Annotated in this window: 25 protein-coding genes and 1 other annotated feature; of the genes, 23 read left to right on the plus strand and 2 right to left on the minus strand. The window is 45.4% G+C overall.

Translation table 11 applies throughout. From position 1 onward, the window contains the following. Positions 1-48 precede the first annotated feature (48 nt). The 6 genes from ABFC84_05705 (at position 49) to ABFC84_05730 (ending at position 5372) form a co-directional block, all read left to right on the plus strand. Positions 49-261 (plus strand): hypothetical protein, encoded by a 213-nt coding sequence (locus ABFC84_05705; protein MEN6412248.1) that lies wholly within the window; start codon positions 49-51, stop codon positions 259-261. A gap of 246 nt (positions 262-507) precedes the next feature. Beyond that, entirely contained in the window at positions 508-1629 is a 1122-nt protein-coding gene (locus ABFC84_05710; GenBank protein MEN6412249.1) for a D-alanyl-D-alanine carboxypeptidase family protein, read from the plus strand. A gap of 268 nt (positions 1630-1897) precedes the next feature. Next, positions 1898-2473 (plus strand): ATP-dependent Clp protease proteolytic subunit, encoded by a 576-nt coding sequence (locus tag ABFC84_05715; protein ID MEN6412250.1) that lies wholly within the window; start codon positions 1898-1900, stop codon positions 2471-2473. 229 nt (positions 2474-2702) lie between these two features. Further along, positions 2703-3269: an acyloxyacyl hydrolase gene (locus ABFC84_05720; GenBank protein MEN6412251.1), complete on the plus strand. Its 567-nt coding sequence runs from the start codon at positions 2703-2705 to the stop codon at positions 3267-3269. 371 nt (positions 3270-3640) lie between these two features. Further along, positions 3641-4342 (plus strand): RraA family protein, encoded by a 702-nt coding sequence (locus ABFC84_05725; GenBank protein ID MEN6412252.1) that lies wholly within the window; start codon positions 3641-3643, stop codon positions 4340-4342. A gap of 13 nt (positions 4343-4355) precedes the next feature. Then, a complete protein-coding gene (locus ABFC84_05730; protein MEN6412253.1) occupies positions 4356-5372 on the plus strand; it encodes a 2-hydroxyacid dehydrogenase in 1017 nt (338 codons plus the stop codon). 87 nt (positions 5373-5459) lie between these two features. Here ABFC84_05730 and ABFC84_05735 read toward each other — a convergent pair whose 3' ends face one another. Then, a complete protein-coding gene (locus ABFC84_05735; GenBank protein MEN6412254.1) occupies positions 5460-6443 on the minus strand; it encodes a LysR family transcriptional regulator in 984 nt (327 codons plus the stop codon). A gap of 134 nt (positions 6444-6577) precedes the next feature. Here ABFC84_05735 and ABFC84_05740 point away from each other — a divergent pair, with 134 nt between their 5' ends. The 14 genes from ABFC84_05740 to ABFC84_05805 all read left to right on the plus strand — a co-directional run bounded on the left by ABFC84_05740 (position 6578) and on the right by ABFC84_05805 (position 20363). Next, on the plus strand, positions 6578-7471 hold the full coding sequence (locus tag ABFC84_05740) for a DUF1932 domain-containing protein (GenBank protein MEN6412255.1): 894 nt from the start codon (positions 6578-6580) through the stop codon (positions 7469-7471). A 69-nt stretch (positions 7472-7540) separates the two neighbouring features. Beyond that, the gene (locus ABFC84_05745; GenBank protein MEN6412256.1) at positions 7541-8761 is read left to right on the plus strand and encodes an MFS transporter; all 1221 of its coding nucleotides are present in this window, start codon (positions 7541-7543) and stop codon (positions 8759-8761) included. Positions 8762-8781: 20 nt separating this feature from the next. Next, positions 8782-9945: an amidohydrolase family protein gene (locus tag ABFC84_05750; protein ID MEN6412257.1), complete on the plus strand. Its 1164-nt coding sequence runs from the start codon at positions 8782-8784 to the stop codon at positions 9943-9945. Between the two features lie 108 nt (positions 9946-10053). Beyond that, entirely contained in the window at positions 10054-10278 is a 225-nt protein-coding gene (locus ABFC84_05755) for a hypothetical protein (GenBank protein MEN6412258.1), read from the plus strand. A 14-nt stretch (positions 10279-10292) separates the two neighbouring features. Continuing rightward, complete coding sequence (locus tag ABFC84_05760; protein MEN6412259.1) at positions 10293-10862, plus strand: HD domain-containing protein; 570 nt, start codon at positions 10293-10295, stop codon at positions 10860-10862. A 37-nt stretch (positions 10863-10899) separates the two neighbouring features. Then, a complete protein-coding gene (locus ABFC84_05765; protein MEN6412260.1) occupies positions 10900-11340 on the plus strand; it encodes a hypothetical protein in 441 nt (146 codons plus the stop codon). Between the two features lie 73 nt (positions 11341-11413). Further along, entirely contained in the window at positions 11414-12790 is a 1377-nt protein-coding gene (locus ABFC84_05770; protein ID MEN6412261.1) for a tripartite tricarboxylate transporter permease, read from the plus strand. Positions 12791-12857: 67 nt separating this feature from the next. After that, positions 12858-13820, plus strand: coding sequence for an amidohydrolase family protein (locus ABFC84_05775; GenBank protein MEN6412262.1), 963 nt, complete (start codon positions 12858-12860; stop codon positions 13818-13820). Positions 13821-13992: 172 nt separating this feature from the next. Then, positions 13993-14276 (plus strand) — a binding site (T-box leader). A 99-nt stretch (positions 14277-14375) separates the two neighbouring features. Continuing rightward, a complete protein-coding gene (locus ABFC84_05780; GenBank protein ID MEN6412263.1) occupies positions 14376-15686 on the plus strand; it encodes a TrpB-like pyridoxal phosphate-dependent enzyme in 1311 nt (436 codons plus the stop codon). Between the two features lie 294 nt (positions 15687-15980). Next, positions 15981-16985 (plus strand): diguanylate cyclase, encoded by a 1005-nt coding sequence (locus ABFC84_05785; GenBank protein ID MEN6412264.1) that lies wholly within the window; start codon positions 15981-15983, stop codon positions 16983-16985. 119 nt (positions 16986-17104) lie between these two features. Next, positions 17105-17851 (plus strand): type I methionyl aminopeptidase, encoded by a 747-nt coding sequence (map, locus tag ABFC84_05790; GenBank protein MEN6412265.1) that lies wholly within the window; start codon positions 17105-17107, stop codon positions 17849-17851. Between the two features lie 46 nt (positions 17852-17897). Next, entirely contained in the window at positions 17898-18860 is a 963-nt protein-coding gene (locus ABFC84_05795; protein ID MEN6412266.1) for a MetQ/NlpA family ABC transporter substrate-binding protein, read from the plus strand. A gap of 1 nt (position 18861) precedes the next feature. Continuing rightward, positions 18862-19620, plus strand: a complete 759-nt coding sequence (locus tag ABFC84_05800) for an ABC transporter ATP-binding protein (GenBank protein ID MEN6412267.1) — start codon at positions 18862-18864, stop codon at positions 19618-19620. Continuing rightward, on the plus strand, positions 19617-20363 hold the full coding sequence (locus ABFC84_05805; protein ID MEN6412268.1) for an ABC transporter permease: 747 nt from the start codon (positions 19617-19619) through the stop codon (positions 20361-20363). The genes ABFC84_05800 and ABFC84_05805 overlap by 4 nt, the downstream gene beginning before the upstream one ends. Positions 20364-20371: 8 nt before the next feature. Here ABFC84_05805 and ABFC84_05810 read toward each other — a convergent pair whose 3' ends face one another. After that, positions 20372-21739, minus strand: a complete 1368-nt coding sequence (locus tag ABFC84_05810) for a PLP-dependent aminotransferase family protein (protein MEN6412269.1) — start codon at positions 21737-21739, stop codon at positions 20372-20374. A gap of 131 nt (positions 21740-21870) precedes the next feature. Between ABFC84_05810 and ABFC84_05815 the strand changes: the two genes are divergently transcribed. From ABFC84_05815 to ABFC84_05825, 3 genes are all read left to right on the plus strand, one after another. Further along, positions 21871-23037 (plus strand): MFS transporter, encoded by a 1167-nt coding sequence (locus ABFC84_05815; GenBank protein ID MEN6412270.1) that lies wholly within the window; start codon positions 21871-21873, stop codon positions 23035-23037. Between the two features lie 131 nt (positions 23038-23168). Next, a complete protein-coding gene (locus tag ABFC84_05820) occupies positions 23169-25070 on the plus strand; it encodes a sigma 54-interacting transcriptional regulator (protein MEN6412271.1) in 1902 nt (633 codons plus the stop codon). 147 nt (positions 25071-25217) lie between these two features. Then, the gene (locus tag ABFC84_05825) at positions 25218-26507 is read left to right on the plus strand and encodes a four-carbon acid sugar kinase family protein (GenBank protein ID MEN6412272.1); all 1290 of its coding nucleotides are present in this window, start codon (positions 25218-25220) and stop codon (positions 26505-26507) included.

Consider the following 26507-nt stretch of genomic DNA (forward strand, 5'->3'; position numbering starts at 1 on the left):
AATTTTTGCTATAATTAACTCAAATATAATAAGAAAAAGGGGCTTTTTATGTTAGATGTATTTCGAGAAGTGCAGCAAAAAATAGCGGAACTGGAACATTTGCAAATTGTAGCGCGGGCAAATGAAATTACATATCAGCAAAAAGGTGAAATCCACACGGCAGAACGGTTTCATGTTCTATATAACTGTTTAGGTAAGGCGTCATCTATATTAAAAAGTGGTATTGGCGAAGAAGGAATCATAGATAATAAATCAAGATGACTTAAAGTAAAGTGAGTAATTATATAGGTGGTTTTAGCTTTTTTCACTCTAATTTAACACAATATTTTTTTAGGAATTGCAAATTTTTTTCAAAGAGCATATTATAATTATATAATCGTTTACATATAGTGAGTTTGAGACTTCTGGATACCAGCGAAAATTAGGTGTACCAGCAAACGAGGAGTGAGTTCACTCCTCGTTTTCATCGCGGTTGCAGTGACAATGAGACAATAACGAGGAAAGAGGATGATAACGATAAAACTGCGCTTGACAGCATTATGTTTGTTTTTATTGACGGTATTTTCCCCAATAGGTTTCGGAGCAGGGATTGCTCCTGATGTTACGGCTAAAGCGGCTATCGTTATGGAAGCTTCAACCGGTAAGGTTTTATATGAAAAGAACGGGGAGGAAAGGCATTATCCGGCAAGTACAACAAAAATGATGACACTGATTCTGGCTCTTGAAAATGGCAGCATGGATGACGTAGTGACAGTCAGCGATAACGCCGCTAACACCGAAGGGTCTTCCATGGAGTTAGCAGCAGGGGAACAACTAAAACTGCGGGATCTGCTTTACGGAATCGCCTTGGTTTCCGGCAACGATGCTACCGTTGCCGTGGCCGAGCATTTATCCGGCTCGGTAGAGAATTTTGCCAGACTGATGACGCAAAAGGCCCATGCGATCGGCGCAGTGAATACCAATTTTGTCAATTCCAGCGGCCTGCCGGATCCCAATCATTATTCTACAGCCCACGATTTAGCCCGTATTGCCGCCTATGGTTATAAAAACCCGGCTTTTGCCGAGATTGTCGGCTGCCGCCACCAAACCGTTTCCCGGGAGGGATGGACACAAGAACTGTATAACGAAAATAAAATGCTGAGGAACTATCAGGGCGGCAACGGAGTAAAAACAGGCTATACCATTGCCGCAGGCAGATGCCTGGTTTCCGGTGCCAAACGCGGCAACGTACAATTGATTGCCGTAGTCTTAAATAGTCCGGATATGTGGGAAGATTCCACCGCCTTGCTTGACTTTGGGTTCAGTCAGGTTCAGGCCTTTGATGTTTTTCATGAAGGCGATGTTTTAAAAACCGTAAAAGTTACTCACGGCAAAAAAGATTTTATCAATCTGGTCGCCGGGGAAAATCTTTCCGTGCCGCTGTTTTCTCCCAATGACCGGTCTCGGTTCCAAACGGTATTTGAAGTGCCTGACACGATACAGGCACCTGTCACACAGGGACAGAAAGTCGGTATTGCGAAAGTTCTGTATCAGAATAAGGAGGTTGGCAGAGTCAACTTGGTTGCTGCCGAATCCATCGATCAGAAATCACTCCGGGAATTGCTGCAGGAAATGCGGCAGAAAAAGTAAGACTGGCAGGCATTATAGAACGTACATTGGCTGAAGACAGCTGTTAGAAACTCCTCACAAGGAATCGTGATAATTATTTGTAAATAGTAAAACCTCCTGCCAAAAGAGGTTTTACTCCGGCAGGAGTTTGTATGAAGGAAGGGAATTCTATCCATAAGGGGTTGGTTAATATTATTTACTGGCAGTATGCTAAATCAAGTTATGTCTAACCCGATTGGAAGCATAGAATGATTGGTAGTGACAAAATGTCTAATAGGAGAGTGGTATCATGGAGCAAGAAGCAGGGAAAAACCAGAAGGAAAAATGGCAGGAAAAATTATTAAAAACCCGGTCCATTATTATTTCCGGTGAAATTAATCAGGCATTAGCGGAAAAAGTGACAGCACAGCTTTTGATTCTGCAGGAAATGGGAGACCAGCCGATTAAGCTGTATCTCAATAGTCAGGGCGGCCATGTGGAAGCCGGTGATACGATTCATGACATGATTCAGTTTGTCAAACCCCGCGTTGTCATTATCGGCACCGGCTGGGTAGCCAGCGCCGGTATTACTATCTATCTTGCCGCCGATAAGCAGGACCGTTATTCCCTGCCGAATACCAGGTATATGATTCATCAGCCCTTAGGCGGCGTACGTGGCCCGGCCTCGGATATAAAAATTGAAGCGGATGAAATCGTCAAAATGCGCGGCAGGATTAACAGGCTAATCAGTGACAGCACCGGTCAGCCGTTGGCAAAGGTTGAAAAGGATACCCAAAGAAATTATTGGCTTGATGTACAGGAAGCGAAAGAATATGGCATAGTGAATCAAATTATTAAAACATACGGCGAGCTAACGAATTTATAAAATAGAGTTTCTAAAATAAAGGGACAGGAGCAGCTTTTCGAATTTTCAACGTCGAGACGATGTTCCTGTCCCTTTATTTTAGGAAGGAATAAGACAACGATATACAGAAATTATAAACAGAAATTATGAAAGGATTGCTTCTTTTGGAACAATCCCGGAGAATTTTATCACGACAGTGGAATGAAATTGAGTTCAATCCAATAAGGATTCATAGGAGGAGAGTCTTATTGTGCGTAGATTCATTTGTGCAGTAATGGTTATTTATGTTTCGCTGATTTGTATGCCGGGAGTGTCATATTGCTATGCGGCTGGCTCTAAGACCGAAATGGAGTGGGACTACTTGACTCACAAACAATTTAGAGACCGCTATATTGATACGGTATCACTGCATGTATTTGAGAATATTTCCCAAAAAGCTAACAGGTCTGTATATAGAGGCATTACAGTCACTCGGCCGTATGGGCATATAATTAATGATAATCAACAGACTAAAGACAGTGCTGCAGTCGGTATCGGGCCCGTTTACATGATTCGCAATGAAAAAAAAATTTCAGGGAAGCTATATAAAGCATTCGATATGAGCGGCGGATTTATTGTATATGATAAAACATTTCCGGCTGAAGGAAGAACTTATAATTTTATGTGGCGGATCGGGCCTCGCTTCATTTATAAAATCAGCGAAAATTCTTCAGTAAATGTCGGTTGTATATTCATGCATGTTTCCAATGGCTGTAGGGCGCATAATCCTGGATATAACGCCCGGGGAGTTTCATTGGGGGTTGTAACAAATTTTTAAATTGGAAAAATTCTAATATAAAATACAGGCCGCCCTTTTTGACAGAATAATTGACATGTTGCTAAGCGGTATATTATCTGAGCTTTGCAGTAAAACAAGTTGAAAATGGTAAACATCCAAAAACGTCACCTTGACGACAGTCATTGGTGACGTTTTTTATCTTGCAAAAATCAGGAGTATGAGACGGCAACAATTTTTTAATGCCGCGCACCTTGATGAATTTGTTTGTTCCAAGTTAAGAAAAGACGGTTACAATCTTCTCGACAAATATATTTTGTGGAAAATACAAATATGTACTGTTGGATTTATGCTTTAAAGTATATTATCATGAATTTAAAGAAAAATTAAATAATTTACTGGAGGTCTGTATTATGGCAATTGGAAACAGAGTTTATTTAAAAAAACCAGAGGCGGCAAAGGAATTGCTCGAGGCATTTAAAGAAATACCGGCGTCAAATGTAGCTGATACTATGGGGCGTCTTTGTGCAATGCACCCACGCATTCGCCTTATGTCAAGTCCGGATCAAGCTGTCGCAGTCGGCCGCGCCTTAACCGTTAAAGGGCGTGCAGGGGACAATCTCATGATTCATAAGGCCCTTAATATGGCTAAAGAAGACGATGTGATCATTGCAACAAACGACGCGGGTGAATCCTATCGCTCGCTTATGGGCGAGATTATGTTTACGGTTGCCGCCTATAAAAAGGTTGCGGGTATCATTTTGGACGGTCCGATTCGCGATGTCGATGCGGTGCGCGGCATGAAGCTGCCCATTTACGCGAATGGAACAAATCCGGGTGGCCCGTATAAGGATGGTATAGGCGAGATCAATGTACCGGTCTCCTGTGGCGGGATCAGCATAAATCCCGGCGATATTATTATTATGGATCCCGATGGTATTGTGGTAGTTCCCTTGCAGGATGCGGAAGAAGTTCTCAAGGCGGCAGTGGAATACCATAAAAGTGATGCGGCCAAGGTCACGGCGGCGGCTACGGGCACTGCTAAGCGGGAATGGGTGGAAAAGAAGCTTGCGGCGTACGAGACGGAGATTATTGATGATTATTGTATGAAATGAGGCGGAGAACACAGTGGAAACAATCGCGTTTATGGGCCCTTACGATGCTGCGGTCAAAAAAATCATGAGGAAGATGGTGTCCAAGGACTTCCGCTTTATTGAAGTGACGGATATGAAGGATACGGACCAGCTTAAGGAGGCGCATTATATCATTCTACGAGTACTGCGCATGGAGGGTGGGCTCATCCGTGAACTTCCTTTGCTCAAACTCATCCAACGTTGGGGTGTTGGCTTTGACAAGGTGGATATTGCCGCCGCAGGTGAGAGAAATATTCCTGTAGCGGTGACTCCGGGGATGAATGCTGCTTCGGTGGCGGAGATGGCTGTGCTGCATATGCTGGCTGTTTATCGCAAACTGCTTGTACTGCATGGCAATGTGGTAAACGGCAAATGGCAGCGTCCCGGTATCGCGAGTCATTCCTATACGATTTGCGGTAAAAAGGTGGGCTTGATCGGCCTGGGCAATATCGGGAAATTAGTAGCGAAACAGGTTCAGGCTTTTGGCGCCGAAGTGCAGTATTATGATATGTTTCGCCTACAGCCCGTCGAAGAGCTGCGACTGGGAATACAGTATGTTTCCCTGGAGGAACTTTTAAAAAATTCAGATATCGTGAGCCTGCATATTCCGTTGACGGATTCGACTCGCCATTTGCTCAATAAGGATACGTTCAGGCTTATGAAGAAAAATGCGATTCTCATTAATACGGCCAGAGGTGGTATCATTCAGGAGTCGGATTTGATTGAGGCCTTGAGCAGCCATAAGATTATGGGTGCTGGTCTCGATTGTCTGGAAACCGAGCCGGTCTCAACGGATAATCCTTTGCTAAAGTTGGACAACGTCGTGCTTACGCCGCACATGGGCGGCAGTACAATGGATACCAGTGTCAATATGGCGCGGCATTGCATTGAAAACATTGTGAAAGTTAGTCAGGGTAAACCTCTGCCTACGAGAGACATCGTGAACGCGAAGTATTTACGCGGAAGGCTTACAAAAATCATAAAAAGAGCTTCTGCTGACAGCTATCGTTAGCAGAAGCTTTTTGTGTATGCGCGCACCGATACAGTGGTGAGTCGGCAGAAGATTTTGAAGCTTGGCTGGTATACTCGGTGAATTTTTTCAAAATTGGTCGGGATGTTCTAGGTAGATATGGGACATGTCGATTGCGCTGGCAGATTGGAAATAGTCGTGCAGCAGGCTGCTGAAATATTGTACGTATTTGGGGAAATAGCATTTTTTATGCCGAACGAGGTATAGATTGTGGTACAGAGGCTCGTTTTTATAGAGTAAGGGAAAAATGTTGACATCTTCCGCAATATTCGACAGGGAAGATATAAGATCCATTTGGGTCATAAAACAGGCTGCTAAAGCGTTCGAGCATACCATAGCCGATAAGGCGACATATTTGGCGCGTAAATAGACTTTGGGACTGTAACCCGCTTCTTCAAAGCATTTAGAGATGACTGTGCCTAGACGGTTCGCAATTGACATTACAAAGTACGGCAGTTCGGAAAAATTTTCGAGATGTACGCCGGATAAAGATTTCTGTTTGAGTTCTTCCTTGTTTTTGTAATAGTATTTGTCCAGAAGTTTTTCGGAAATGCAGAGATAGATCTGATCTTGAAGGAGCAGCTCCGTTTGGAGGGTGGGAGGTTCGTCATTTAGGACACAAAGAGCGAGATCCAGTTCTCCTTGAATAATTTTTTTCTGCAGGGCATCGCTGTTTTCATTGATCAGTTCGATTTCAACATTCGGGAATTTTTCGGAGAAATGCGGCAGTAGTTTCGGCAGACAGTTCGAAGCGCGCAACGAACTTGCGCCAAAGCGCAGAAAACCACGTTCCTGAATTTTGAGATCAAAAAAGATATCGCGGATTCGTTTGTCTTGCTGCAGTAAATTGGCTGTAAAATCGCGCAGATACACACCGGCATCGGTAAGCGACATTTTATGATTTCTCGTAAACAACTTAATGCCGTAATACTCCTCCAGCCGGAGAATATGATTGCTGAGCGTCTGCTGCGAGATAAAGAGACGTTCCGCGGTTCGTGTCATGTTCAAATCCTTGGCTAACTCGTTGAAATAATACAGACTATGCAAATTCATATTGTCACCAACTACAAATTTTTTTTGTTGAAAACACAAATATATATCGTTGGATTTATAAATAATTTTATATTACTATGAATTTAATAAAAATTCAAGCAATATTGAAATGTTATACATAGGAGGCTGCGTTTATGAAAATCGGTTTTATTGGATTCGGTGAGGCTGCGTTTAATATTTCTCTGGGATTGAGCAATGAAGGGATAACGGGAATTCGTGCTTTTGATACGATGGCGAATGACGCGACGATGGGAAGGCTGGTTCATTCCCGCTCGCAGAAAGCAAAGGTTGAGCTGGTTGATACAGCCGTAGCAATTGCCAAATGGGCGGATGTGATTTTCGCGGCGGTTCCGTCATCGTTTACTCTGGGGGTTTGCGCGGAAATCAAGGATTTTCTTACAAGTGCTCAGTTATATGTCGATGTAAGCGCTTCGACTCCGAATACGAAGCTTCAAATTTGGGAGCAGATCAAAAGCAGCGGCGTACTTTTTGCCGATGCGGCGATGCTGGGTTCTTTGCCGAAGGACAAGCATAAGGTACCGATTACGGCCAGCGGTAACGGGGCGCAGGCATTGAAGGAGCGGATGACGCCTTATGGCATGAAAGTTACTTTGGCTGGCGAAAAAGCCGGTTCGGCTTCCGCGATTAAGCTGATTCGCAGTATCTACATGAAAGGCATTGCGGCGCTGATGATTGAAATGCTGGAGGCGGCTACAGCTTATGAGGTTGAGCAGGAAGTCGTTGCCTCCCTGGCTAAATCCATGGATGGCATCTCCTTTACTTCTCATCTCGACAGATTGGTTAAGGGGACCGGTATTCATTGTACACGTCGTGCGGCCGAGTTAAAGGGTTCCCTGCAGTTGTTAGCCGATAAAGGGATTTCCTCTGATATGACGGCGGCGGCGAAGCATCGCACCGAGGCGTTGGAAAAGTACGAGTTTGCCAAGCGCTTTGTCGACAAAGATCCGGAGGGGTGGAAAGATATTATTGGTGTGTTGCAGAATGAAAAACAATTGATTACATTCTAGCCTTATGTCGAAACCATCGGATACTAGCGATGTATTTCCAGCTTATATTTTATGAAGGAGGGGAAAAAAGTGGGCGGTCAGGTGAAACTGGTGTTGATGCTGTTTCTCGCAATGGTTATTATGGGGATAGATCGGAGCAGTATCGGCGTTGCGGCGCCAATTATGATGAAAGAGCTAAATATGGATACCGGCTCTATGGGAATTATATTGTCAGCTTTCTTCTGGACCTACGCACTGTGCAATTTGCCGGCGGGCAATCTGGCCGATCGGTTTGGAGCCAAGCGCATTTTAAACGGCGCGGTTGCGATTTGGTCTCTGGCGTCGGCAGCTACAGGCTGTGGGCACAATTTGATTACGATTATGGCGGCTCGTATGGGAGTCGGCGTCGGGGAAGCAGGGGTGTTTCCCGCGAACACAAAAATTGTTGCCGAAGAGTTTCCAACGAATAAGCGTGGTACTGTAACCGGTTTATACTTATCCGGTGCGAGGTTGGGCTATGCGATAACACCGTTGCTCATGGGCTGGCTCATCAGTTTGTACAGCTGGCGTATGGCTTTTATCATTACCGGTCTGGGAAGCTTGCTTTGGTGCGTTGCCTGGGCTTTCCTTTATCGAAAAGATGAAAGAAAAGAACGACAGGATACCGCTGAAAAAGAGACTGTTCAAAAGGTCGCCATACCTTGGCTGAAACTTCTTACTAATCGGTGTGCGCTAGGCCTGTTTTTCACTAAGTTTGCCAGCGATTATCTGTATTACATGTTTTTGACCTGGGTTCCCTCGTATCTCGTCATGGAACGAGGCTTTTCGCTTTTCAAAATGGGTGTTTCCGCATCAATCCCTTTCTTGGCGGCGTTTATTATTCAGCCGGTAGCGGGTTATGCATCGGATTTTTTAATCCGAAAAGGCTTTGGCGTTACTTTCGCAAGAAAAGGAATTCTCGTTTTGGCGCAGCTTTGCGGCGCTTCGATTATGGCGGTGAATTTTGTTGACGATCCGGTGATTGTGGTTGCCATATTGACATTAAATATTGCGGCAGGTTCGACGATCGGCGGTATGCTGTTTACGTTGGCGACTGAAGTGGCGCCGGCGGGAATGACGGGTACCGTAGCCGGCAGCATGAATACGATAGGAGCGCTTGCGGGAATTCTCGCCCCGGTGCTTACGGGTTTTGTGGTTAAGGCTACAGGCAGTTTTCAATTGGCATTGATGTCCAGCGGCAGCCTCCTGCTTCTAGCTGTTTGCGCGGTATTGTTTGTTATTCCGGCGGTTAAGCCGATGAGTTTGAAATAAAAATTGGAGGGAGCGAGCGTATGGTGAGGCAAGTTGATTTATGGATTCGCAAGGGAATGGTAATAGATCCGGCAAGAAATTTACAAGAAGAAGCGGATGTATTTGTACAAGGCAATCGAATTGTCGATGTTCCCCCAGGGGAAACCGTTACCGCCAAAAAAATTATCGACGCGGCGGGGTTGTTGGTCTTTCCGGGATTGATCGATAATCATGCCCATGTTTTCTGGGGGGGAACAGCGATAGGGATTCATCCGGATTCATCGTGCCTGCCTCAGGGCGTGACGACTGTAGTTGATCAGGGAAGCGCCGGCATAAATAATTTTGACGAATTCGCACGTTCCATTATGCAGTTCAGTCAGGTACGAATCTTCGCCTATCTGCATGCGGCTCCGGCCGGATTGGCGACGCTGCCGTATTCTATGGAAGCGGTGAATCCGAAAAATTTTGATGGGGAAGCGATCGACCGCCTTTTTAGAAAATACCCACATAAACTCGTTGGCTTAAAAATCCGGCAGAGCCGGGAAGTCGTCGGCGATCTGGGGTTATCGCCACTAACAGCGATGCTTGATATAGCCAATCGGCTTGAGGAAAAGCCGAGAATCGTTGTGCATACGACAAACTCACCGGAATCAGCGGAGAAGATCGCAGATTTATTACGCCCGAACGATATTTTCGCTCATGTCTATCAAGGAAAGGGAAGCACGATTCTCGATGCTCGGGGCAAGGTGCTGCCGGCGGTGCGGGCAGCGAAAAAAAGAGGCGTTTTGTTTGATACGGCGGATGGACGGGGGCACTATGCCTTTTCCGTAGCGAAGGCGGCGCTGCAAGATGGTTTTACACCGGATATCCTGAGTACGGATTTGGTTAAGGCCAGCGCGTACGACCGGTCGGTGTTTGGTTTGCCGCTTATTTTGACAAAATATTTAAATATGGGAATGCCCTTATACGATATCGTAAAAGCGTGTACGGTCACGCCGGCCAAGACCTTAAATATGGAAGGAAAAATCGGCTCCTTAGCGCCGGGAGCCTATGCGGATATTGCCCTTTTTAAATTAAAGGAAACGGAATTCGCGCTTACCGATGTTTTTGATAAAATGCTGCCGTGCCAAAATCTGCTTTTACCGCAGTTGACGGTAAGCGACGGTCAGATTGTTTACGCCAATTTCGCCGCCGTTGAAAAGTAACCTATATATCATAGTCAAACCATCATTCTTAGCGGGAAAGCCTACACGCTGTTTTTAGAAAATAATGATTTATACGCAGAATCATTCAATAGGTAAGGAGAGATTGAATTGGAACGCAGGAAAATAGGAATTGTGGCTCTATTGACCGTAATGATGATGATTAATACCTTTGATCGCGGTGCGCTGGGAGTGGCGGCGCCGATTATGATTAAGGATCTGGGAATTGATGCGGGGCATATGGGAATAGCCTTATCCTTTTTTTCTATGTGTGCCATTTTATTTATTGTACCGGAGATCAAGCCTTTGGAATTTAAAAAGATAACTGCAGAATGAAAGGAGGATTTGCGATGAACGAAGAATATCGCGAGAAATTGTTGGGGATTTTTCCGGAGATCAATTGGATTCAAGCTGAAACGATAAGGGCGGCAGTGATTCGGTGCCATGCCCATGTTATGGAAAAGAGTGAATGGACGCTTGATGATTATGATAAAATGCCGTTTATTAAATCGTTTGCCGGCTGCTCGGTGTCTTGTCTGCAGCATACCCGTGTTGTGACCCGCATGTGCAAGATGCTCATGGATGAATATAACGAAGCCTATAAGGAACATGGATATCATTTAGACAGTGATACGGTCTTGGCGGGTGCCATTTTGCATGACATCGGTAAGTTTCTCGAGTGGGAAAAGACGGAAAGCAGCCTGGCCGTAAAATCGAAACAGGGAAAATTGCTCCGGCATCCGATTTCGGGTGCGATTGTAGCAGCGATGCAGGGATTGCCGGATGCAGTCGTCCATTGTATATTTGTACATTCTACGGAAGGAAATACTGCGCAGCGTACTCCGGAGGCCATGCTGGTATACAAGGTGGATGAAATGAATTTCGACTGTATCCGCTCGGCAATGGGCGTTTTACGTTAATTGAGCAGTGATTTGACTGGGAGAGGGGGGATCGCTAATGCAAGGGGGTAAAAAAGAATACATATCAGTTTGGGGAGATACTGTGGATTTTAAGGAACTATTGATTGGCATGTTTGCCGGTGCAATGATTGGCTATGCCAGTTTTGCCGGTGGAATATGGTTTCTTCGACAGTTTTTTTCAAGTTTGCCAAAAGGATTATTTATGGGATACGCTTTGCTTTTTGGGATTGCCGGTTGTTTAATCGCGGGCGGCGTAGCAGCAAAAGCCTTTAAGGCAAAAAGAATTTTCCTTGAAGATTCTTCTTGCGTGGATTTGCGGACAACCTTGGAGGATTTAAATCTTGATCTTAGTCGAGAAGCCGAATATCTAAAATACGTACCGGCCGATGTTCAGGAAGAAATGAAAGAACTACAACTTTATCAATTGTTTTCCAAGGAAAGCGACAATAATCCAGCAAGTAATTTCCCTCGAAAGTGAGCATCCACCTGCAATTTCAATCAGGGATGCAGCATCTGTGCAAGCGGAATCTGACGGATAAGGAGAGGAAACAATGGAAACTACTTTGGCGTACGAAATCTTATGGGGGCTGGGCGGCGCCTTGCTGGGCGGAATCATTTTTTGTGCCATTGGGCTCATTGCAGGCACCAGTGAAACCGCAACCGTTGCTCCGGCTACACTGTTGATAATATTTCTGGGATTTCCGCCAGTCGCCATCTTTACTTTTTGTCTTACGGCTTTTGTAGCGAAACATATTATTCATGCAATTCCAACGGCATTGCTGGGGGTACCCGGCGATACCCTGGCGGTTCCTTTGCTTGATCCTTGTTCGGCTTTGCGCCGTTTGGGCTTGCCGCATATAGGATTGCAAAAAATGATTTCGGCCGGTGTTATCGCGTCGTTTATTTCGATTCCGGTTTCGGTGGGATTTGCCATGATATTGGCTCCTTACGGCGAGATTGTTAAAGCCTGGGCCGGACCAATCTTTACGGTTGTAGCGGTGGGCCTTGCCTACAGTTCGGCCGGTAAGTGGAGCAGTATTTGCATGATTATTCCGTTCGCCTTCTTTTCCCAGATTTTAAACAAAGCAGCCATTGACGTAACGGGAAAGGGCGTTGTAATTTGCATTTTTTTAGGAATGGCAATGGGGCCGATGTTTGTCGATGTTTTGACGGCATTATCCCCCCTTTCGAAGCACAAGGCGGCAACACAGTCTCCTAAGCAGTTTTGGCTGGCACCGGATTTAAAAACATGGTCCGGTTATTTTCCGAGTCCTTTAAAAATTTTATCTAGAAAACAACAGCTATACACCTTATATACGGTTCTGTTTTCCGTTGTAACGTTCGCCAGCAGCGCCGTAGGGATCACTGTTTTAGTCGGAGAGGTTGTTCAATCGCGGGTAAAGAGTTTTTATGAAAAATTAACGACGGCCGTTGCCGTCATGAATGCTGCTACCGAGGGGACGTATCTCGCCGAAATTTTAGTTCCTCTCGTTGCCTTTGGCATTCCGTTGAGTTCGGTCGCTGCGGGGGCGGCATTCCCGTTATTTAACGCGCCGCCGATATTCACCAGTAAACCGGTGGTCAATAATTTACACAATCTTTTGACGCCGATGCAGTTTTTATGGTACGGTTTGTTGTCGGTCGGCGTGGGTTCGCTTATATCCTATCCGCTGGCAATGAATTACGCGAGGTCCGCTAGCGTCTGGGTCATGCGCAATATCAGCCAGGAAGCGCTGCTCACGATGTTTGCCGGTTTGTTTGTTGTCCTTTGCTATTTTGAAGCGCAGGGTATCGGTATTGCAATTGCCGTTCTGATTGGTTTTTTCAGCGGTATATTGAATAAGTATTTTGGAATGAATACGGGCGTACAGTTTATGGCCTATTTTGCGGCGCCTTGGATCGTATTGCAGCTATTTGGCATGAAGTAGGGAGTTTAAGGGGATTTTCCGGATCGTAAGTAAAAAAGATAAGCCGAATTTGCTGGGAGGGGATAAGATGGATGCTTCTTTATTGTCGCGGCGCAGTTTCATTGCAAGAACAGGTGGCGCTCTGGTTGGTTTGTATGGACTCGATATGTCAGAAGCGGCTCTGGCCTTTGAAAATGAGTCAATAGAAGTGCCTTTTTCGTCGGGAACCGATTATCCGGCGTTCAAGGTTCCGGCAAATGCCTGTGATTGCCATCATCATATTTATGACAGCCGTTTTCCGATTGATCCTAAAGCGGCGCTCCGTCCTCCGGATGCAACGGTCGCCGACTATCGTCTGTTACAAAAGCGACTGGGAACAACTAGACATGTGATCGTACAGCCGTCAACTTACGGAATTGACAACCGCTGTTTAGTGGAAGCGTTAAAGGAATTTGGCTTGGAAACAACGAGAGGGATTGCCGTTGTAAATAGCGATGTCACCGACGAACAGCTCGAAGGCCTTCATCAGGCCGGTGTGAGAGGAATTCGTTTTAATTTTTCCGTACCGGGAGAAGCGACGAGCTGGGATATGCTAAAAGGACTGTCGGATCGTATTGAACCTCTGGGCTGGCATATTCAAGTTGTCGCAAAAGCTGAACAAATTTTTGAAAATCGTGCTGTATGGCCTGAAATCAAATGTCCAATTGTATTTGATCACCTAGGGCATATTCCGTCGATTTCCCATCCGGCCTTTGGCGTACTGGAAGAGTTGCTTAGGGAGGGAAATACCTGGATTAAACTTTCCGGAGTTTATATTTTATCGAAGGTAGGAGCTCCAAGTTACAGTGATCGCAAGGAGGTTTTTGTCTCTTACGTAGCAACAGCGCCCGAGCGCTTAGTTTGGGGAAGTGATTGGCCGCATCCTACGAGCAGTCTTACCAATAAGCCGAATGATGCTAACTTGTTAAATCTTTTATTTGAATGGGTTCCCGATGAGGCAGTTCGCAATCGTATTTTGGTAACGAATCCTGAAAAACTTTATGGATTTTAGTTGATTTTTTGCTGGATGTCTGTCGTGAGTACGGAACATTCCCAGTTATTCATGTTGTAGCATCGGCCGTTTTTCAGCCTAAGATTTTTCCATGAAAATGCCCTGCCTTTTTTGACAGAATAATTGACATGTTGCTAAGCGATATATTATAATGAACTAAAAGCTAATTATTTTAACAACAATGAATAGAAAGAGTAGTCATGTAATCCTTTAGTACAGCGAGCCGATGACCGGGAACACCGGAGGTGGGATGATCGGCCTAGAGAGCATGGTGAATGGTTCTATGAGTTGACCACCGAAAAGTTTGAATATTTTAAACTGAGTAGGCTGGGACGGCTGCCTTCGTTATTAGGCTAGAGTATCGGTTGGCAATTTTGTTATCTTGTACTTGAACTGAGATGGGAAATTATAGTTTCCTAAATTAGGGTGGTATCGCGAAACCATTTCGCCCCTGCAACGGGGTCGGGATGGTTTTTTTGTTTTATATATCTAAAGTTTAGAATCACCATAATTTTTACCCACGGCAGTTTGCAAAAAAAATAGGAGATGAATACAATGAGTTCGAAAGAAAGAGCAAAAGTCATTTTGGACGAAAAGGATATTCCCCGGCAGTGGTATAATATTTTGGCGGATATGCCCAATAAACCGGAACCTTATCAAAATCCGGCCACAGGGAAATCACTTCAACCCGAAGACTTAGCAGCTGTTTTTCCCAAAGAAATCTTAAAGCAGGAAATGTCTACGGACAGATGGATTGACATTCCCGAGCAGGTGAGTGAGATGTATCTGCAGTGGAGGTCTACGCCGCTCTATAGAGCCCGGAATCTTGAAAAAATACTGGATACACCTGCGAAAATTTATTATAAATTTGAAGGCACAAACGCTACCGGCAGTCATAAATTAAATACGGCGCTGCCGCAAGCTTACTATAACAAGCAGGCAGGAATTAAACGCCTTACAACCGAAACCGGAGGTGCCCAATGGGGGAGCGCTCTTAGTTTGGCGTGTAACTTTTTTGGCTTGGACTGTACGGTCTACATGGTGAAGGCCAGCTTTGAGCTAAAAGCATCCAGGCGGTCGTTTATGAACACCTTCGGGGCAACGGTCATTGCAAGTCCCAGCCAATTGACTCGTGCCGGTAAATTAATTTTGGAGAAGGATCCGGATTGCTCGGGAAGTTTAGGCATAGCGATTAGTGAAGCCATGGAAGATGCGCTACATCATCCGGATACGAATTATTCATTAGGCAGTGTGTTAAACCATGTTTGTATGCATCAAACGATTATTGGGCTGGAAGCGAAGAAACAAATGGAGATTATGGGCCAGTACCCGGATGTTGTTATTGCCTGCTGCGGCGGGGGGAGCAACTTTAGCGGGATGGCATTTCCTTTTTTGAAAGATAAATTGACGGAAGGCAAGAAATTAAGAGCGGTTGCCGTCGAGCCGAAAGCCTGTCCGACATTAACCGAAGGTTCTTTTGAGTATGACTACAGCGATACCGGAAAAGTTGGCCCTATGGTGAAAATGTATACCTTGGGACATTCCTTTGTTCCCGGGGCAAAACATGTTGGCGGTTTGCGATATCATGGCGCTTCGCCAATTATAAGTCAGTTATATGCGGATGGCATAATTGAGGCTGCGGCATATACACAAAATGAGATATTTGACGCTGCCGTATTTTTTGCTAAAGCGGAGGGAATTGTTCCGGCACCTGAATCAGCCCATGCAATCAAAGGAGCTATCCACGAAGCATTGCTCGCTAAAGAGGCTGGAAAGGGAGAAGTCATTTTGTTTAATCTGAGCGGGCATGGCTACTTTGATTTTTCCAGTTATGATTATCACTTTAAGGGTCAAATGGAAGATTAGTGCAATCCGGTAAATGAACGCAGGATGGTTTCAGCTTTTGTGTAATATAAAGCTGGGACCATCTTTTTTTTGATTCGGCAAGGAACTGGCCAATAGCTAAATTCAGCTAATTTACTGGGGAACTTCTATATGATTTCCGAAGCTGAGTTAATAGTTATTTGTCAGAATAAGCAGGTTTTTGGGGATAAATTGTGGAAGTCAATTCGTATGAAATATCTCCTAACGCGGATAGGCCAAAGGGGAAATGGGGCGTGAAAGTAATTTTGATTATAGCGGCAGGAAAGGTGTGAAGACGTGAGGCGGAAGGAAGAGACCAGGGAAAACTTTCAAGTGATGGAATTGCGGCAAAAGTGTGAAGAACTGCGGCAGATTAAAGAAAAATTGGAAAAAAGTGAAGCAATGTACCGGTTTTTTGCTGAAAACTCGGTGGATGCGATGTGGCACCTCGACAACCGTTTCCAGTTTGTTTATGTGTCACCGGCGGTTCAAACTATCTTGGGCTATCAAGTCGAAGAAATCGTCGGGCGCTCTCTCTTCAGCATACTTACGCCGGAATCAGGCAGTGAGGTTAAAGGAGGATATTCCCAGGTTGCATATTTGCAGGAGTTAAAGCAGACCTGGGGAAGTTCTACCTATACTGTGGAGGCGATTCACAAGGACGGGCACCATATTTGGCTGGAGGTGACTGTCAATCCTATATTTAGTTCCGACAACCGTCTGATGGGATATGTCGGTATTACACGGGATATCAGTGAACGCCGAAAAAACGAAGAAGTTATCTACCACTACGCTTTTTATGATTCACTCACGAATCTGCCTAACCGGAGGTTGTTTGATGCCGTATTGGAAGAAGCCGTTTCGCGCAAGGCGCAATTCGAGAATTCGTTTGCTGTTCTGTTTCTGGACATCGATGGCTTAAAAAAGGTTAATGATGCATATGGTCATACTGCCGGCGATTTATTGCTGCAAGTGGTGGCCAAGCGGCTTCGTCACACGGTACGGCACAAGGATTTTGTTGCCCGGCTGGCTGGTGATGAATTTACTGCAATCCTGTCGGGGGGAGGCGACAGCAGCGTAGCCGGGCTCATCGCGACCCGTCTGATTGAGAATTGTTGTCGGCCTATTGTTATTGGTGGACACAGGATAACGATAGGTGTAAGCATTGGTGTAAGCTTTTTTCCGGCAGATACCGACAATGTTGCTAATCTGGTTCATTATGCCGATCAGGCCATGTACAGGGCGAAAAAATTAGGGGGCAGCAGGTATAATATATACGAGGATGGCTCGGTTGTGCCTTAGAGCCAGCTGTGTATTATGTATATTGGTATGATTTGAAAGCGAACATTGCAGCAAATGTTGTGGTAAAGGCAGAATAACACAGGCGCTCTGTCCCTGCGTATTTAAGGAGAAGAAGAAAGATGATTATATTTAAAAGTGAACAGGAAATAGAAAAGATGCATGCAGCAGGTAAAATACTGGCCTCGTGCCATAAAGAGATTGCAAAGATGATCAAACCCGGCATTAGTACGCTGGAAATTGATAAATTTGTCGAAGAATATTTAGCCGACTGGGGTGCTACAGCGGAACAAAAAGGCTATCAGGGGTATCCCTATGCGACTTGTGCTTCGGTTAATGATGAAATTTGCCATGGATTTCCTAACGGCAGACCACTCAAAGACGGGGATATTGTGACAATTGATTTTGTGGTTAATTTAAAAGGCGGTCTTGCTGATTCGGCCTGGACTCATTCCGTAGGCAATATTTCCGCTGCAGCAAAACATTTAATGCAAATTACGAAAGAATGTATGTATAAGGGGATTGAGCAGGCACAGGAGGGAAACCGGTTGGGCGATATCGGGCATGCTATACAAACGTATGCGGAGAACGCAGGGCTTTCGGTTGTTAGAGATTTTACGGGACATGGTATCGGCAGAGTGATGCATGAGGACCCGGCGGTTCTTAATTACGGCAGACCCGGCAGAGGCCTTAAGCTGAAAAGGGGCATGGTTATAACCATTGAACCAATGGTTAATATCGGTTCGTTCCATTGTACAATAGATCAGAACGGCTGGACGGCAAGAACAGTTGACGGTCAGCTTTCGGCGCAATATGAACATACGCTTGCGATTACGCCGAACGGACCATTCATTTTAACTGCGCAGTGATATATGTGGTTAGGTTGATGAAGCAAAATAAGGAAGAGAGGATTATATGAGAAAACTTGCTGCTATTTTAAGTTTAATTGCTGTTATGGCGGTATCTCTTCTTCTGGGAGGCTGCAGCACGCAGCAAAAACAAGACTCTGCCCAAAAGACAGGCCAATTGCAAAGTATTACCATTGGGGTTATGCCGGATGTAGATTCCATTCCGTTTATTATTGCTCAGGAAAGAGGCTATTTTAAAGAAGAGGGCGTCACGGTAACCCTTAAGTATTTTAAAAGTGCCGTAGATCGGGATAGCGCCCTGCAAAGTGGGAACCTGGACGGGGCTGTTTCCGACATGCTGGCGGAAACGTTTGCCAAAAACGGCGGCTTTAATACCAGGATTACCTCCCTGACAACAGGCAGTTATAAACTGGTAGTAAACAAAGAGGAACCAGCGAGCACTATCCAGGAGTTAAAGGGAAAAGATGTGGCAATTTCAAAAAATACGATTATTGAGTATGTAACCGATAAGATTGCGGCTAAGGGAGGATTAGCTCCCGCCGATATCAATAAAATTATCATTCCCCAGATCCCTGCCCGTCTGGAAATGCTCCAAAACGGTAAAATATCCGCGGCAACCTTACCGGAGCCTATGGCCAGTATTGCCGTTAAAAACGGCGGCAGGGTACTGGAAAGTTCAGATCAATTGGGGATCAGTCCCGGAGTAATGATTTTTACTGCCAAATCAGTCAAAGACAAGGAAAAAGAAATTCAGGCTGTGTATCGTGCCTATGGCAAAGCGGTGGATTATTTATCCCGCGAGCCGATGTCAAGTTATATTGATTTGATTATTGAAAAGGGAGGTTTTCCGAAAGATATGAAAGAGGCGCTTGTTTTGCCTCAATACAAGAAGGCTGCAGCACCGCAGCCCAATGATATCGAAGCAGTAATCGCCTGGCTTAAGGAAAGACAGTTAATTCAGCAGGGGTATTCTTATACGGAGCTGGTTGACGACCGGTTTGTGAGGTAAAATGACAATGATCCGTATTCGCAATTTAACTGTTGCCTATCAATTGGCGGGGGAAAAGCATACGGCTTTGCAGCATATAGATTTGGAACTTCCCGAGGGGGCTACCTGTGCGATTATCGGTCCCTCCGGCTGCGGAAAATCAACACTGCTCAAAGTGATCGCCGGCATCATTACGGACTACGACGGCCTAGTTGAAATCGGGGGACAGCCGGTGACGCCCCGGAGACAAAAGATTGGCTTTATTCCTCAGGATTATGGACTGCTGCCCTGGAGAAATGTATATGACAATATCTGTCTCGGTGTAAAAATCAAGCAGCAAATGAACAGCGCGCTAAGGGAGTCACTGGGCTTTTTGCTGCAGCAATTGGGGCTGGAAGGGCTGGAGAAGCGTTATCCCGGAGAGTTAAGCGGCGGGCAGCAGCAGCGAGTGGCATTGGCCAGAGGTTTTCTGCTGAATCCGGACTTGCTGCTGATGGACGAGCCGTTTTCAGCGCTGGATGCGATGAGCCGGGAAGAAATACAAGATCTATTTTTGCATGTTTGGCGAAAACATGATGTTTCGACCATACTGGTTACTCACCAAGTAGAGGAAGCCGTCTATTTGGGACAGAAGATTCTGGTTTTGTCTCCTTCTCCCGGGAGAGTCAACCAAGTTATTGATAATCCTCTTTTTGGCAGGGAAGATATTCGAAATCAGCCGGAGTTTTTTCAGCTGTGTTTATCTTTGCGCAAAACGATAAAAGAGGATTGGTCAAAATGAAAAAACAAGTAACAGGGGTCTGGTATCTTTACGGCGTACTCATTTTTATAGGCTTATGGCACGCGATTGCCTTTATGGTACAGCTTCCGATTATTCCATCTCCCTGGAGTGTGGCGCAAAACCTATTGCAAATATTCACGGCGAAGATTGCCCTTCATGGCCTTTATAGTCTGTGGCGCATTGCCGCGGGCGTTTTATTGGCAGTGACGGTGGGCATTCCGCTCGGTCTTTGTATGGGGTATTTTTCGCAATGGGATCGGGGGTTATCACCCCTTATTTATTTAGCTTATCCTATTCCTAAAATCGCATTGCTTCCCATTATGATGCTGCTTTGCGGTCTGGGAGATTTATCCAAGGTTCTTATGATTTTTCTAATCGTTGTTTTTCAGGTGATTGTCGCCGTACGGGACGGTGTGAAAGGCATTCCCAGGGAAACGTATTATCCCCTTTATTCTTTAGGGGCGGGGTATATGGATATTTTTCGGGAAATTCTCATTCCGGCCTCTATGCCGAATTTTTTGACGTCCCTGCGGATCGCTATGGCGACAGCCATATCCGTGTTGTTTTTTACCGAAACCTTTGGCACTCAATACGGAATGGGGTACTTTATCATGGACGCCTGGATGCGGGTAGACTATTTGGAAATGTATTCGGGAATTGTTGTGCTAAGTATTATCGGTCTTATTTTATTTGGCACGCTGGACTATATGGAACGGAAAATGTGCTGTTGGCAGTATAAATAATCCCGCGGTTATATCTCATAGGAAAATTCGGGCGGGCGGGCAGCTTTTTGGCTTAACTGATAATTGATTGCGTCAGTAATGCTGGAAATTCCGGCAGAGATCTGCGCTTCGTCCGTTTGATATACGCATAAGCGAATGCCGTTTTTTTGTTCAAAGTTCGGCAAGTACCAGATATCGCCGCCTTGGAGCAGGATATTCTTGGTCTGCAGACTCGCGGCGATCCGGGGAAAACTTATTTGCTCAGGCAATTCCACAAAGATAAGGGGACAATGACTGGAGTGCTGCCAAGTTGCTTCGGGAGGCAATTGCTTACAAGCATGGGCGAGGGCGGCAATGCGGCTGTAATAAAAGTGATTCATTTTTTTTACATGGTGAGTGTACATGCCGTTTTTTAAAAACATAGCGAATGCTCCCTGGAGTATAGCCGAGGTATAAGGATCAACACAGCACTTATATTCCAGAAATACATTTCTAAAGGATTGCGGCAATAATACTGCACCGAGGCGCAGCCCCGGCAGGCAGACTTTCGAATAACTTTTAACATAAATGATATGTTCCGAATTATCCATTGCATATAAAGGGTCTGTTTTGGCGTCAGCATTAAATTCGGCTAAATAATCGTCTTCTACAATGTAAACATCGTATTTACGCGCTAAAGCTAAAATCGCTTCTTTCTCTTTGCCGGAATAAGATGCACCGGTAGGGTTTTGGTAACGCGGCATCGTATAAAAGAATTTTATATTCCCATTTTTAAAAAAACTTTCCAGTTTGTCAAAGCTGATTCCGTTGTAATTTCTCCTTATACCGATTGCAGTAACCCCGGAATTTCTTAAAGATTTTAAAATGCCGGCATATGTAGGCTGTTCGACTAACACGGTGGTTTTTCCGTTAGGGAAGGGCATTCTGACCAGAATATCAATGGTTTGCTGCGCGCCGGCGGTAATATATATATTTTCCGGCTTCTCAAAAATCTGAACATCCTGCAATTGTCTGGCCAAGGCTGTCCGTAAAGCGGGCAGCCCTTGTTTCTCGTTATACATTAATGATTTTTCCTGGTATACATCCAATGATTGATTAATGCAATGACGAAATTCCCAATAAGGGATTATTGCGGTTTCAGGCATCATCGACGCAAAATCAATAAATGATAGATTGGAAGGCTGAATCTGGCTGTTATTTACGACAAAATAGCCGCTCTTGGGAATAGAATATAAAATGTGTTTATCCTCCAGTTCACGATAAGCGCGGATGACAGTGGCTTTACTGCAGTGAAACAGCAGCGCCATTTCCCGGATGGAGGGGATTCTATCGCCGCTGTGCAGCCGCTTGCTGTTAATTTCTGTTTGCAGATAGTTTATGATTTGATTATATTTCATGCTATTTTTTCTCCATTCTGTACCGGTACAATGAAAAAATAACTCCTTGCAGCTCAAAAATTCCGTAGTTATACTAAAACTGTACCACTATTATATAGCTTTCATCAAACTTATGAAAGGATTGAGGCTGCTTGAATAAGTTAAATCATAAAACGTTAATTGGGAGGTTGGGTGCTGCCGGATTTATTTCTGCAGCAGACAATTGGGTTATTTCCCCTGTTTTACCGGCAATCGCATCCGGGTTCGATGTCTCGGTTTCCCAGGCCGGAGTGATCTTGACGGCCTATCTGCTGCCTTATGGAATCATGCAGCCTGTTTATGGCTTTCTCAGTGATTGCTGGGGAAAAGCAAAACTGCTGCAAGGGATTGTTGCGGGGCTTGCTGTAGGCACAGCCGGCTGCTTTATGGCAAATTCCTTATGGGCATTATGCTGCTGGCGGTTCGTTACCGGTTTCTTTGCGGCGGGAATTATTGCTGTTTCTCTGGCATTGATCGGGGATACTGTTTCAGTTTCAGAGCGGCAAAAGAATGTGGGAATGTTTATGGGAATTGTTTTTCTCGGTCAGGGGTTAAGCGCCGGACTTGGCGGCATATTTGCCCAATATGTCAGCTGGCGCACCGCCTTTGCCTTCTTTGCCGCCGCGGCTGCCGGTACAGTGCTTCTTTTGCAAAAATTGCCTCCCGGTTTGTCTGATTCTACCGGCCATAGTTTTTTCGCGGAAATCAAGCGGGTAACACTGTCGTCAACAGGAAAAGTGATCTTCCCGTTAGCTTTTTTTGCCGGATTTTTATTACTTGGATCTTATAGTTATCTGGGGGCATTTTTTCATGAGATTGCCGGGTTGACTTACCTGCAAGTGGGGATCGTCATTATGCTCTTTGGCTTTGCCTGCTTTCTGGCCGGGGGGCAAGTCGGCAGGCTGGGACAAAAAATTGGACAAAAAAAGACAGTCGCGGCGGGCGGCTGTCTGGCTTTACTTACAGCTGTACTATTAACCATGTTCCCCTGCCGGGCAGTCGGGTGTTTAGCGACAATCAGCTTGGGCGTTAGCTATATTTTTATTCAATCGACGTTAGCGACAATCGCCTTTGATGTCTCAAGCAACAGCAAGGGACTTCCTTCGGCGTTAATTGGGCTGGGGCTTTTTGGCGGCGGCGGTTTCGGTACTATGTTTAATAGCTGGCTGCTTTCCCAAAGCAGCTATTTGGTTTTATGGCTGACTTTTGGTGCCGGAATTTTGATTTTTATGTTGGCTGCGATTCGATTCCTGGTTGATGAAGCGGAGCAGAGGTGTTAATGAATTACATTATTAGAAGCGGCAGCAGGGATATAGAAAAGGCTATGGACAAAATGTCGCTAAGTGAATTAAGATAAGCTGGAAAAGATAAGTGTGGTGAACAGTAAGATTGAGTCTTGAGGTGATCAAGCGTGACAGCGAAGATTTTATTTGTAGCCCCCTTTGCCGGGCTGGAAAAGTTGGCAAAGGAAGTTGTAGCGGAGCGGTTTGCTGATTCGGCGCCTTTTATTCAGGTAATCAAGGGCGATTTGCAAGAAGGTATGGCTGTCGTTAAGCAGGCTGTGGAAGACGGGGTTGAAGTTATTGTTAGCCGGGGCGGCACAGCAACCTTGATTGAGAAAAATGTGAATATACCGGTTGTGCACATTCAGGTTACGGTAATGGATGTTTTACGCGCTCTAAGGCAAAGCGGCCAAAGTCCCGGAAAAATCGGGATTGCCGGTTTTGAAAATATCATTTATGGCTGTGAGGATTTAGCGACACTTCTTGGTATTACCTTTGTGGAAATAGCATTACAAAATGAAGCTGAGGCACCGGGAAAAATTGCTGCCGCGGCCCAAAATGGCCTGGAACTTATCGTTGGCGATGCCATATCAACAAAATTGGCGGCTCGTGCCGGTGTAAAGGGGTCTTTGATCCAATCCGGCAAGGAGGCGATTTATAAAGCGATTAACGATGCTGGATTAATCGCGCGGATCCGGCGTGAGGAGCAAGAAAAATCAGAGCTGCTGCGCACGGTAATTGATGCGTCTGCCGAAGGCATTATTGCAATTGATGTGAATGAAAGGATTACTATTTTTAATCCGATGGCGGAAAAATTTTTTCAGGTATCCCACTTCGACGCTATTGGCAATCAGCTGCAAACAGTCATACCGCAATTTTTTTTGCCGGGGAATGATGATTCTGCGGAAAAAACGGCGGATATACAACGCGTCGGTGATAAGACACTGGCGATTAAGCATAGCCGGATTAAAGTCAATGATGAAAATATCGGCATTATTTATACATTCCAAAATGTTTCGCAGCTGCAGCAATTGGAGCAAAATGTCCGCAAAAAGCTGCACGCCAAAGGCTTGGTGGCTTATATAAAAATGTCCGATATTGTTGGCTCGACGCCGGTTTTTAATGCGTTAAAACGCAAGGCGATGAAGTATGCATTGACGCAGTCGACGATTTTGATTACAGGAGAATCAGGTACGGGTAAGGAAATGCTGGCACAAAGTATTCACAATGTGAGCAGGCGGGCCGACGGCCCCTTTGTTGCCGTAAATTGCGCGGCATTGCCGGAAAATCTGCTGGAAAGTGAATTATTCGGTTACGAGGAAGGTGCGTTTACCGGCGCCAGAAAAGGCGGCCGGCAGGGGTTGTTCGAACTGGCCCATGGCGGTACGCTTTTCTTAGATGAAATTGGTGAAATGCCGTTGTTTTTACAGCCAAGAATACTGCGTGTACTGCAGGAAAAAGCGGTCATGCATTTGGGCGGCGACAGCGTTATTCCCATTGATGTACGCATTATTGCTGCCACTAACCGCGATTTAGCAAAATTAATCGCAGAAAATAAATTCCGGCAGGATCTTTATTACCGGCTCAATATATTGCGCCTTCATATGCCGCCATTGCGGGAAAGGGCAGATGATATCCCGCTGCTGGCAAAACAAATGATTAAGAAAATGAATCAAATCAATGGGAAAATTACGGGGATCAATTTAGCAGCCAGGGAATATTTAAAGCAATGTGACTGGCCGGGTAATATCAGACAATTGGCCAATACGATAGAACGGGCTATGCTATTAAGCGGCGGGCCGGCTATTACGAAGCAGGATATCATGGAAGCCTGTGATGAAGCAGGCGAGCCGGCAGCGGAAAGAGCCGGTGAAAAAAGCAACAAAGACAGTCTGGCGATGGTGGAACAGGAGACGTTATTGCGGGTACTGCGGGAAGAAGAATATAATTATAAGCGCGCCGCGGCCAGATTGGGAATTCATCGGACGACGTTATGGCGAAAACTAAATGCCAAGGCAGCAAAAGAATAATTTTGCTGCACATTGCATTAAACATGTTGCAAAACGCAGCATGTTTTTTTATGGGGGAAAAATGAATGCAGTATTTTCAGGGGAAATCATGTTGGCACGGAATTTGCAGTAATATATAGCGGGACGTAATAGAGGAAGGGGATAGTGATGGTAAAATTAGCGGTTATTGCCGATGATATAACCGGTGCGAATGATACGGCAGTACAATTTGCTAAGCATAATATAAGAAGTCGTGTAAGAATCGATTTTGATCAGCAAAAATTATTGCACGAACCGGCGGATGTTATTGTTGTCGATACGGAGAGCAGGGATATTGCGCCGGCAGAAGCTTACCGGAAAGTGAAAACAGTCTGCGAAGCTTTACAAACCAGTGGCGTGAAAAATATTTACAAAAAGGTTGATTCAACCCTGCGGGGAAATCTCGGCGCTGAAATTGAAGCGGCCGCAATGGTTTTTCAACCGGAGCTGGTCGTGATAGCGCCCGCTTTTCCCGGTAATCAGCGGACAACTGTCGGCGGCTATCATTTACTGGCTAATCTGCCGATTGAATTGACCGAAATTGCTCATGCGCCGAAGAGTCCGGTAAATGAGTCACGCATAGTGGAACTTTTACATACACAAACCGATAGTAAGATCGGGCTGATTTCACTTAGTACGGTTATGGCCGGAGCAGGAGCCATAAAACAGGCGATTCGGCATTGTTTAGATCGTGGCGAAAGCTGGATCGTATTTGACGCCGTATTGGATGAGCATTTACGGCTGATTGTCAAGACTGCCCAAGACTATCATAACGTTTTGTGGGTGGGATCGGCAGGAATGGCAGAACAGTTACCTGATTTTTATCAATGGTCAGTTGAGCCCCAAACTGCAGTAATTCCGGGGAAAGGGGCCGTCCTGGTGATTGCCGGCAGTGTGAGTAAAGTTACCCAAGCCCAAATCAATGCAGTACTGAATTTATCGAATATTCAAATGATAAGAATGGATGCAGCCAAACTCATTCAGAATCAAGAGCGGGAAATAGAACGGTGTATTAAGCAAGCGAAAGTTCTGCTTGAGCAGGAAAAAGATGTTTTAATTGCCAGTGCGGTTGATGATTATGACGTGGTTGATGCGGTTACGGCGGGAAAAGGCCTCGGGATCAGCAGTACTGAGGTAAGTGAGTATACCGCGGCTGCATTCGGTACTCTTGCCGCGGGTTTGGCGGATGTTCAATTAGCGGGTATGGTGCTTACCGGCGGTGACACGGCAATTCATGTTTGCCGGGCGTTAGAGGCGGAAGCCATTGAAGTACTGGAACAAGTTACTGCTGGAATTCCTCTCTGTCGATTGGTTGGCGGTCGTTGCAACGGGCTGCTGGTGATAACAAAAGCCGGCGCTTTTGGCAATGAAGATTCATTTATTTTGTCGCTGCAGGCAATGCGAAAAAAACGGGCGTAA

This window comes from Veillonellales bacterium (assembly GCA_039680175.1).
In the GTDB taxonomy this organism is placed as follows: Bacteria; Bacillota; Negativicutes; order JAAYSF01; family JAAYSF01; genus JBDKTO01.

What these genes read in the sequence shown, in the direction of transcription:
- ABFC84_05705 (MEN6412248.1), top strand. Translation starts at nt 49, where the DNA reads ATGTTAGATGTATTTCGAGAAGTGCAGCAAAAAATAGCGGAACTGGAA.
- ABFC84_05710 (MEN6412249.1), top strand. Translation starts at nt 508, where the DNA reads ATGATAACGATAAAACTGCGCTTGACAGCATTATGTTTGTTTTTATTG.
- ABFC84_05715 (MEN6412250.1), top strand. Translation starts at nt 1,898, where the DNA reads ATGGAGCAAGAAGCAGGGAAAAACCAGAAGGAAAAATGGCAGGAAAAA.
- ABFC84_05725 (MEN6412252.1), top strand. Translation starts at nt 3,641, where the DNA reads ATGGCAATTGGAAACAGAGTTTATTTAAAAAAACCAGAGGCGGCAAAG.
- ABFC84_05735 (MEN6412254.1), bottom strand. Translation starts at nt 6,443, where the DNA reads ATGAATTTGCATAGTCTGTATTATTTCAACGAGTTAGCCAAGGATTTG.
- ABFC84_05740 (MEN6412255.1), top strand. Translation starts at nt 6,578, where the DNA reads ATGAAAATCGGTTTTATTGGATTCGGTGAGGCTGCGTTTAATATTTCT.
- ABFC84_05750 (MEN6412257.1), top strand. Translation starts at nt 8,782, where the DNA reads ATGGTGAGGCAAGTTGATTTATGGATTCGCAAGGGAATGGTAATAGAT.
- ABFC84_05760 (MEN6412259.1), top strand. Translation starts at nt 10,293, where the DNA reads ATGAACGAAGAATATCGCGAGAAATTGTTGGGGATTTTTCCGGAGATC.
- ABFC84_05765 (MEN6412260.1), top strand. Translation starts at nt 10,900, where the DNA reads ATGCAAGGGGGTAAAAAAGAATACATATCAGTTTGGGGAGATACTGTG.
- ABFC84_05770 (MEN6412261.1), top strand. Translation starts at nt 11,414, where the DNA reads ATGGAAACTACTTTGGCGTACGAAATCTTATGGGGGCTGGGCGGCGCC.
- ABFC84_05775 (MEN6412262.1), top strand. Translation starts at nt 12,858, where the DNA reads ATGGATGCTTCTTTATTGTCGCGGCGCAGTTTCATTGCAAGAACAGGT.
- ABFC84_05780 (MEN6412263.1), top strand. Translation starts at nt 14,376, where the DNA reads ATGAGTTCGAAAGAAAGAGCAAAAGTCATTTTGGACGAAAAGGATATT.
- map (MEN6412265.1), top strand. Translation starts at nt 17,105, where the DNA reads ATGATTATATTTAAAAGTGAACAGGAAATAGAAAAGATGCATGCAGCA.
- ABFC84_05795 (MEN6412266.1), top strand. Translation starts at nt 17,898, where the DNA reads ATGAGAAAACTTGCTGCTATTTTAAGTTTAATTGCTGTTATGGCGGTA.
- ABFC84_05800 (MEN6412267.1), top strand. Translation starts at nt 18,862, where the DNA reads ATGACAATGATCCGTATTCGCAATTTAACTGTTGCCTATCAATTGGCG.
- ABFC84_05805 (MEN6412268.1), top strand. Translation starts at nt 19,617, where the DNA reads ATGAAAAAACAAGTAACAGGGGTCTGGTATCTTTACGGCGTACTCATT.
- ABFC84_05810 (MEN6412269.1), bottom strand. Translation starts at nt 21,739, where the DNA reads ATGAAATATAATCAAATCATAAACTATCTGCAAACAGAAATTAACAGC.
- ABFC84_05825 (MEN6412272.1), top strand. Translation starts at nt 25,218, where the DNA reads ATGGTAAAATTAGCGGTTATTGCCGATGATATAACCGGTGCGAATGAT.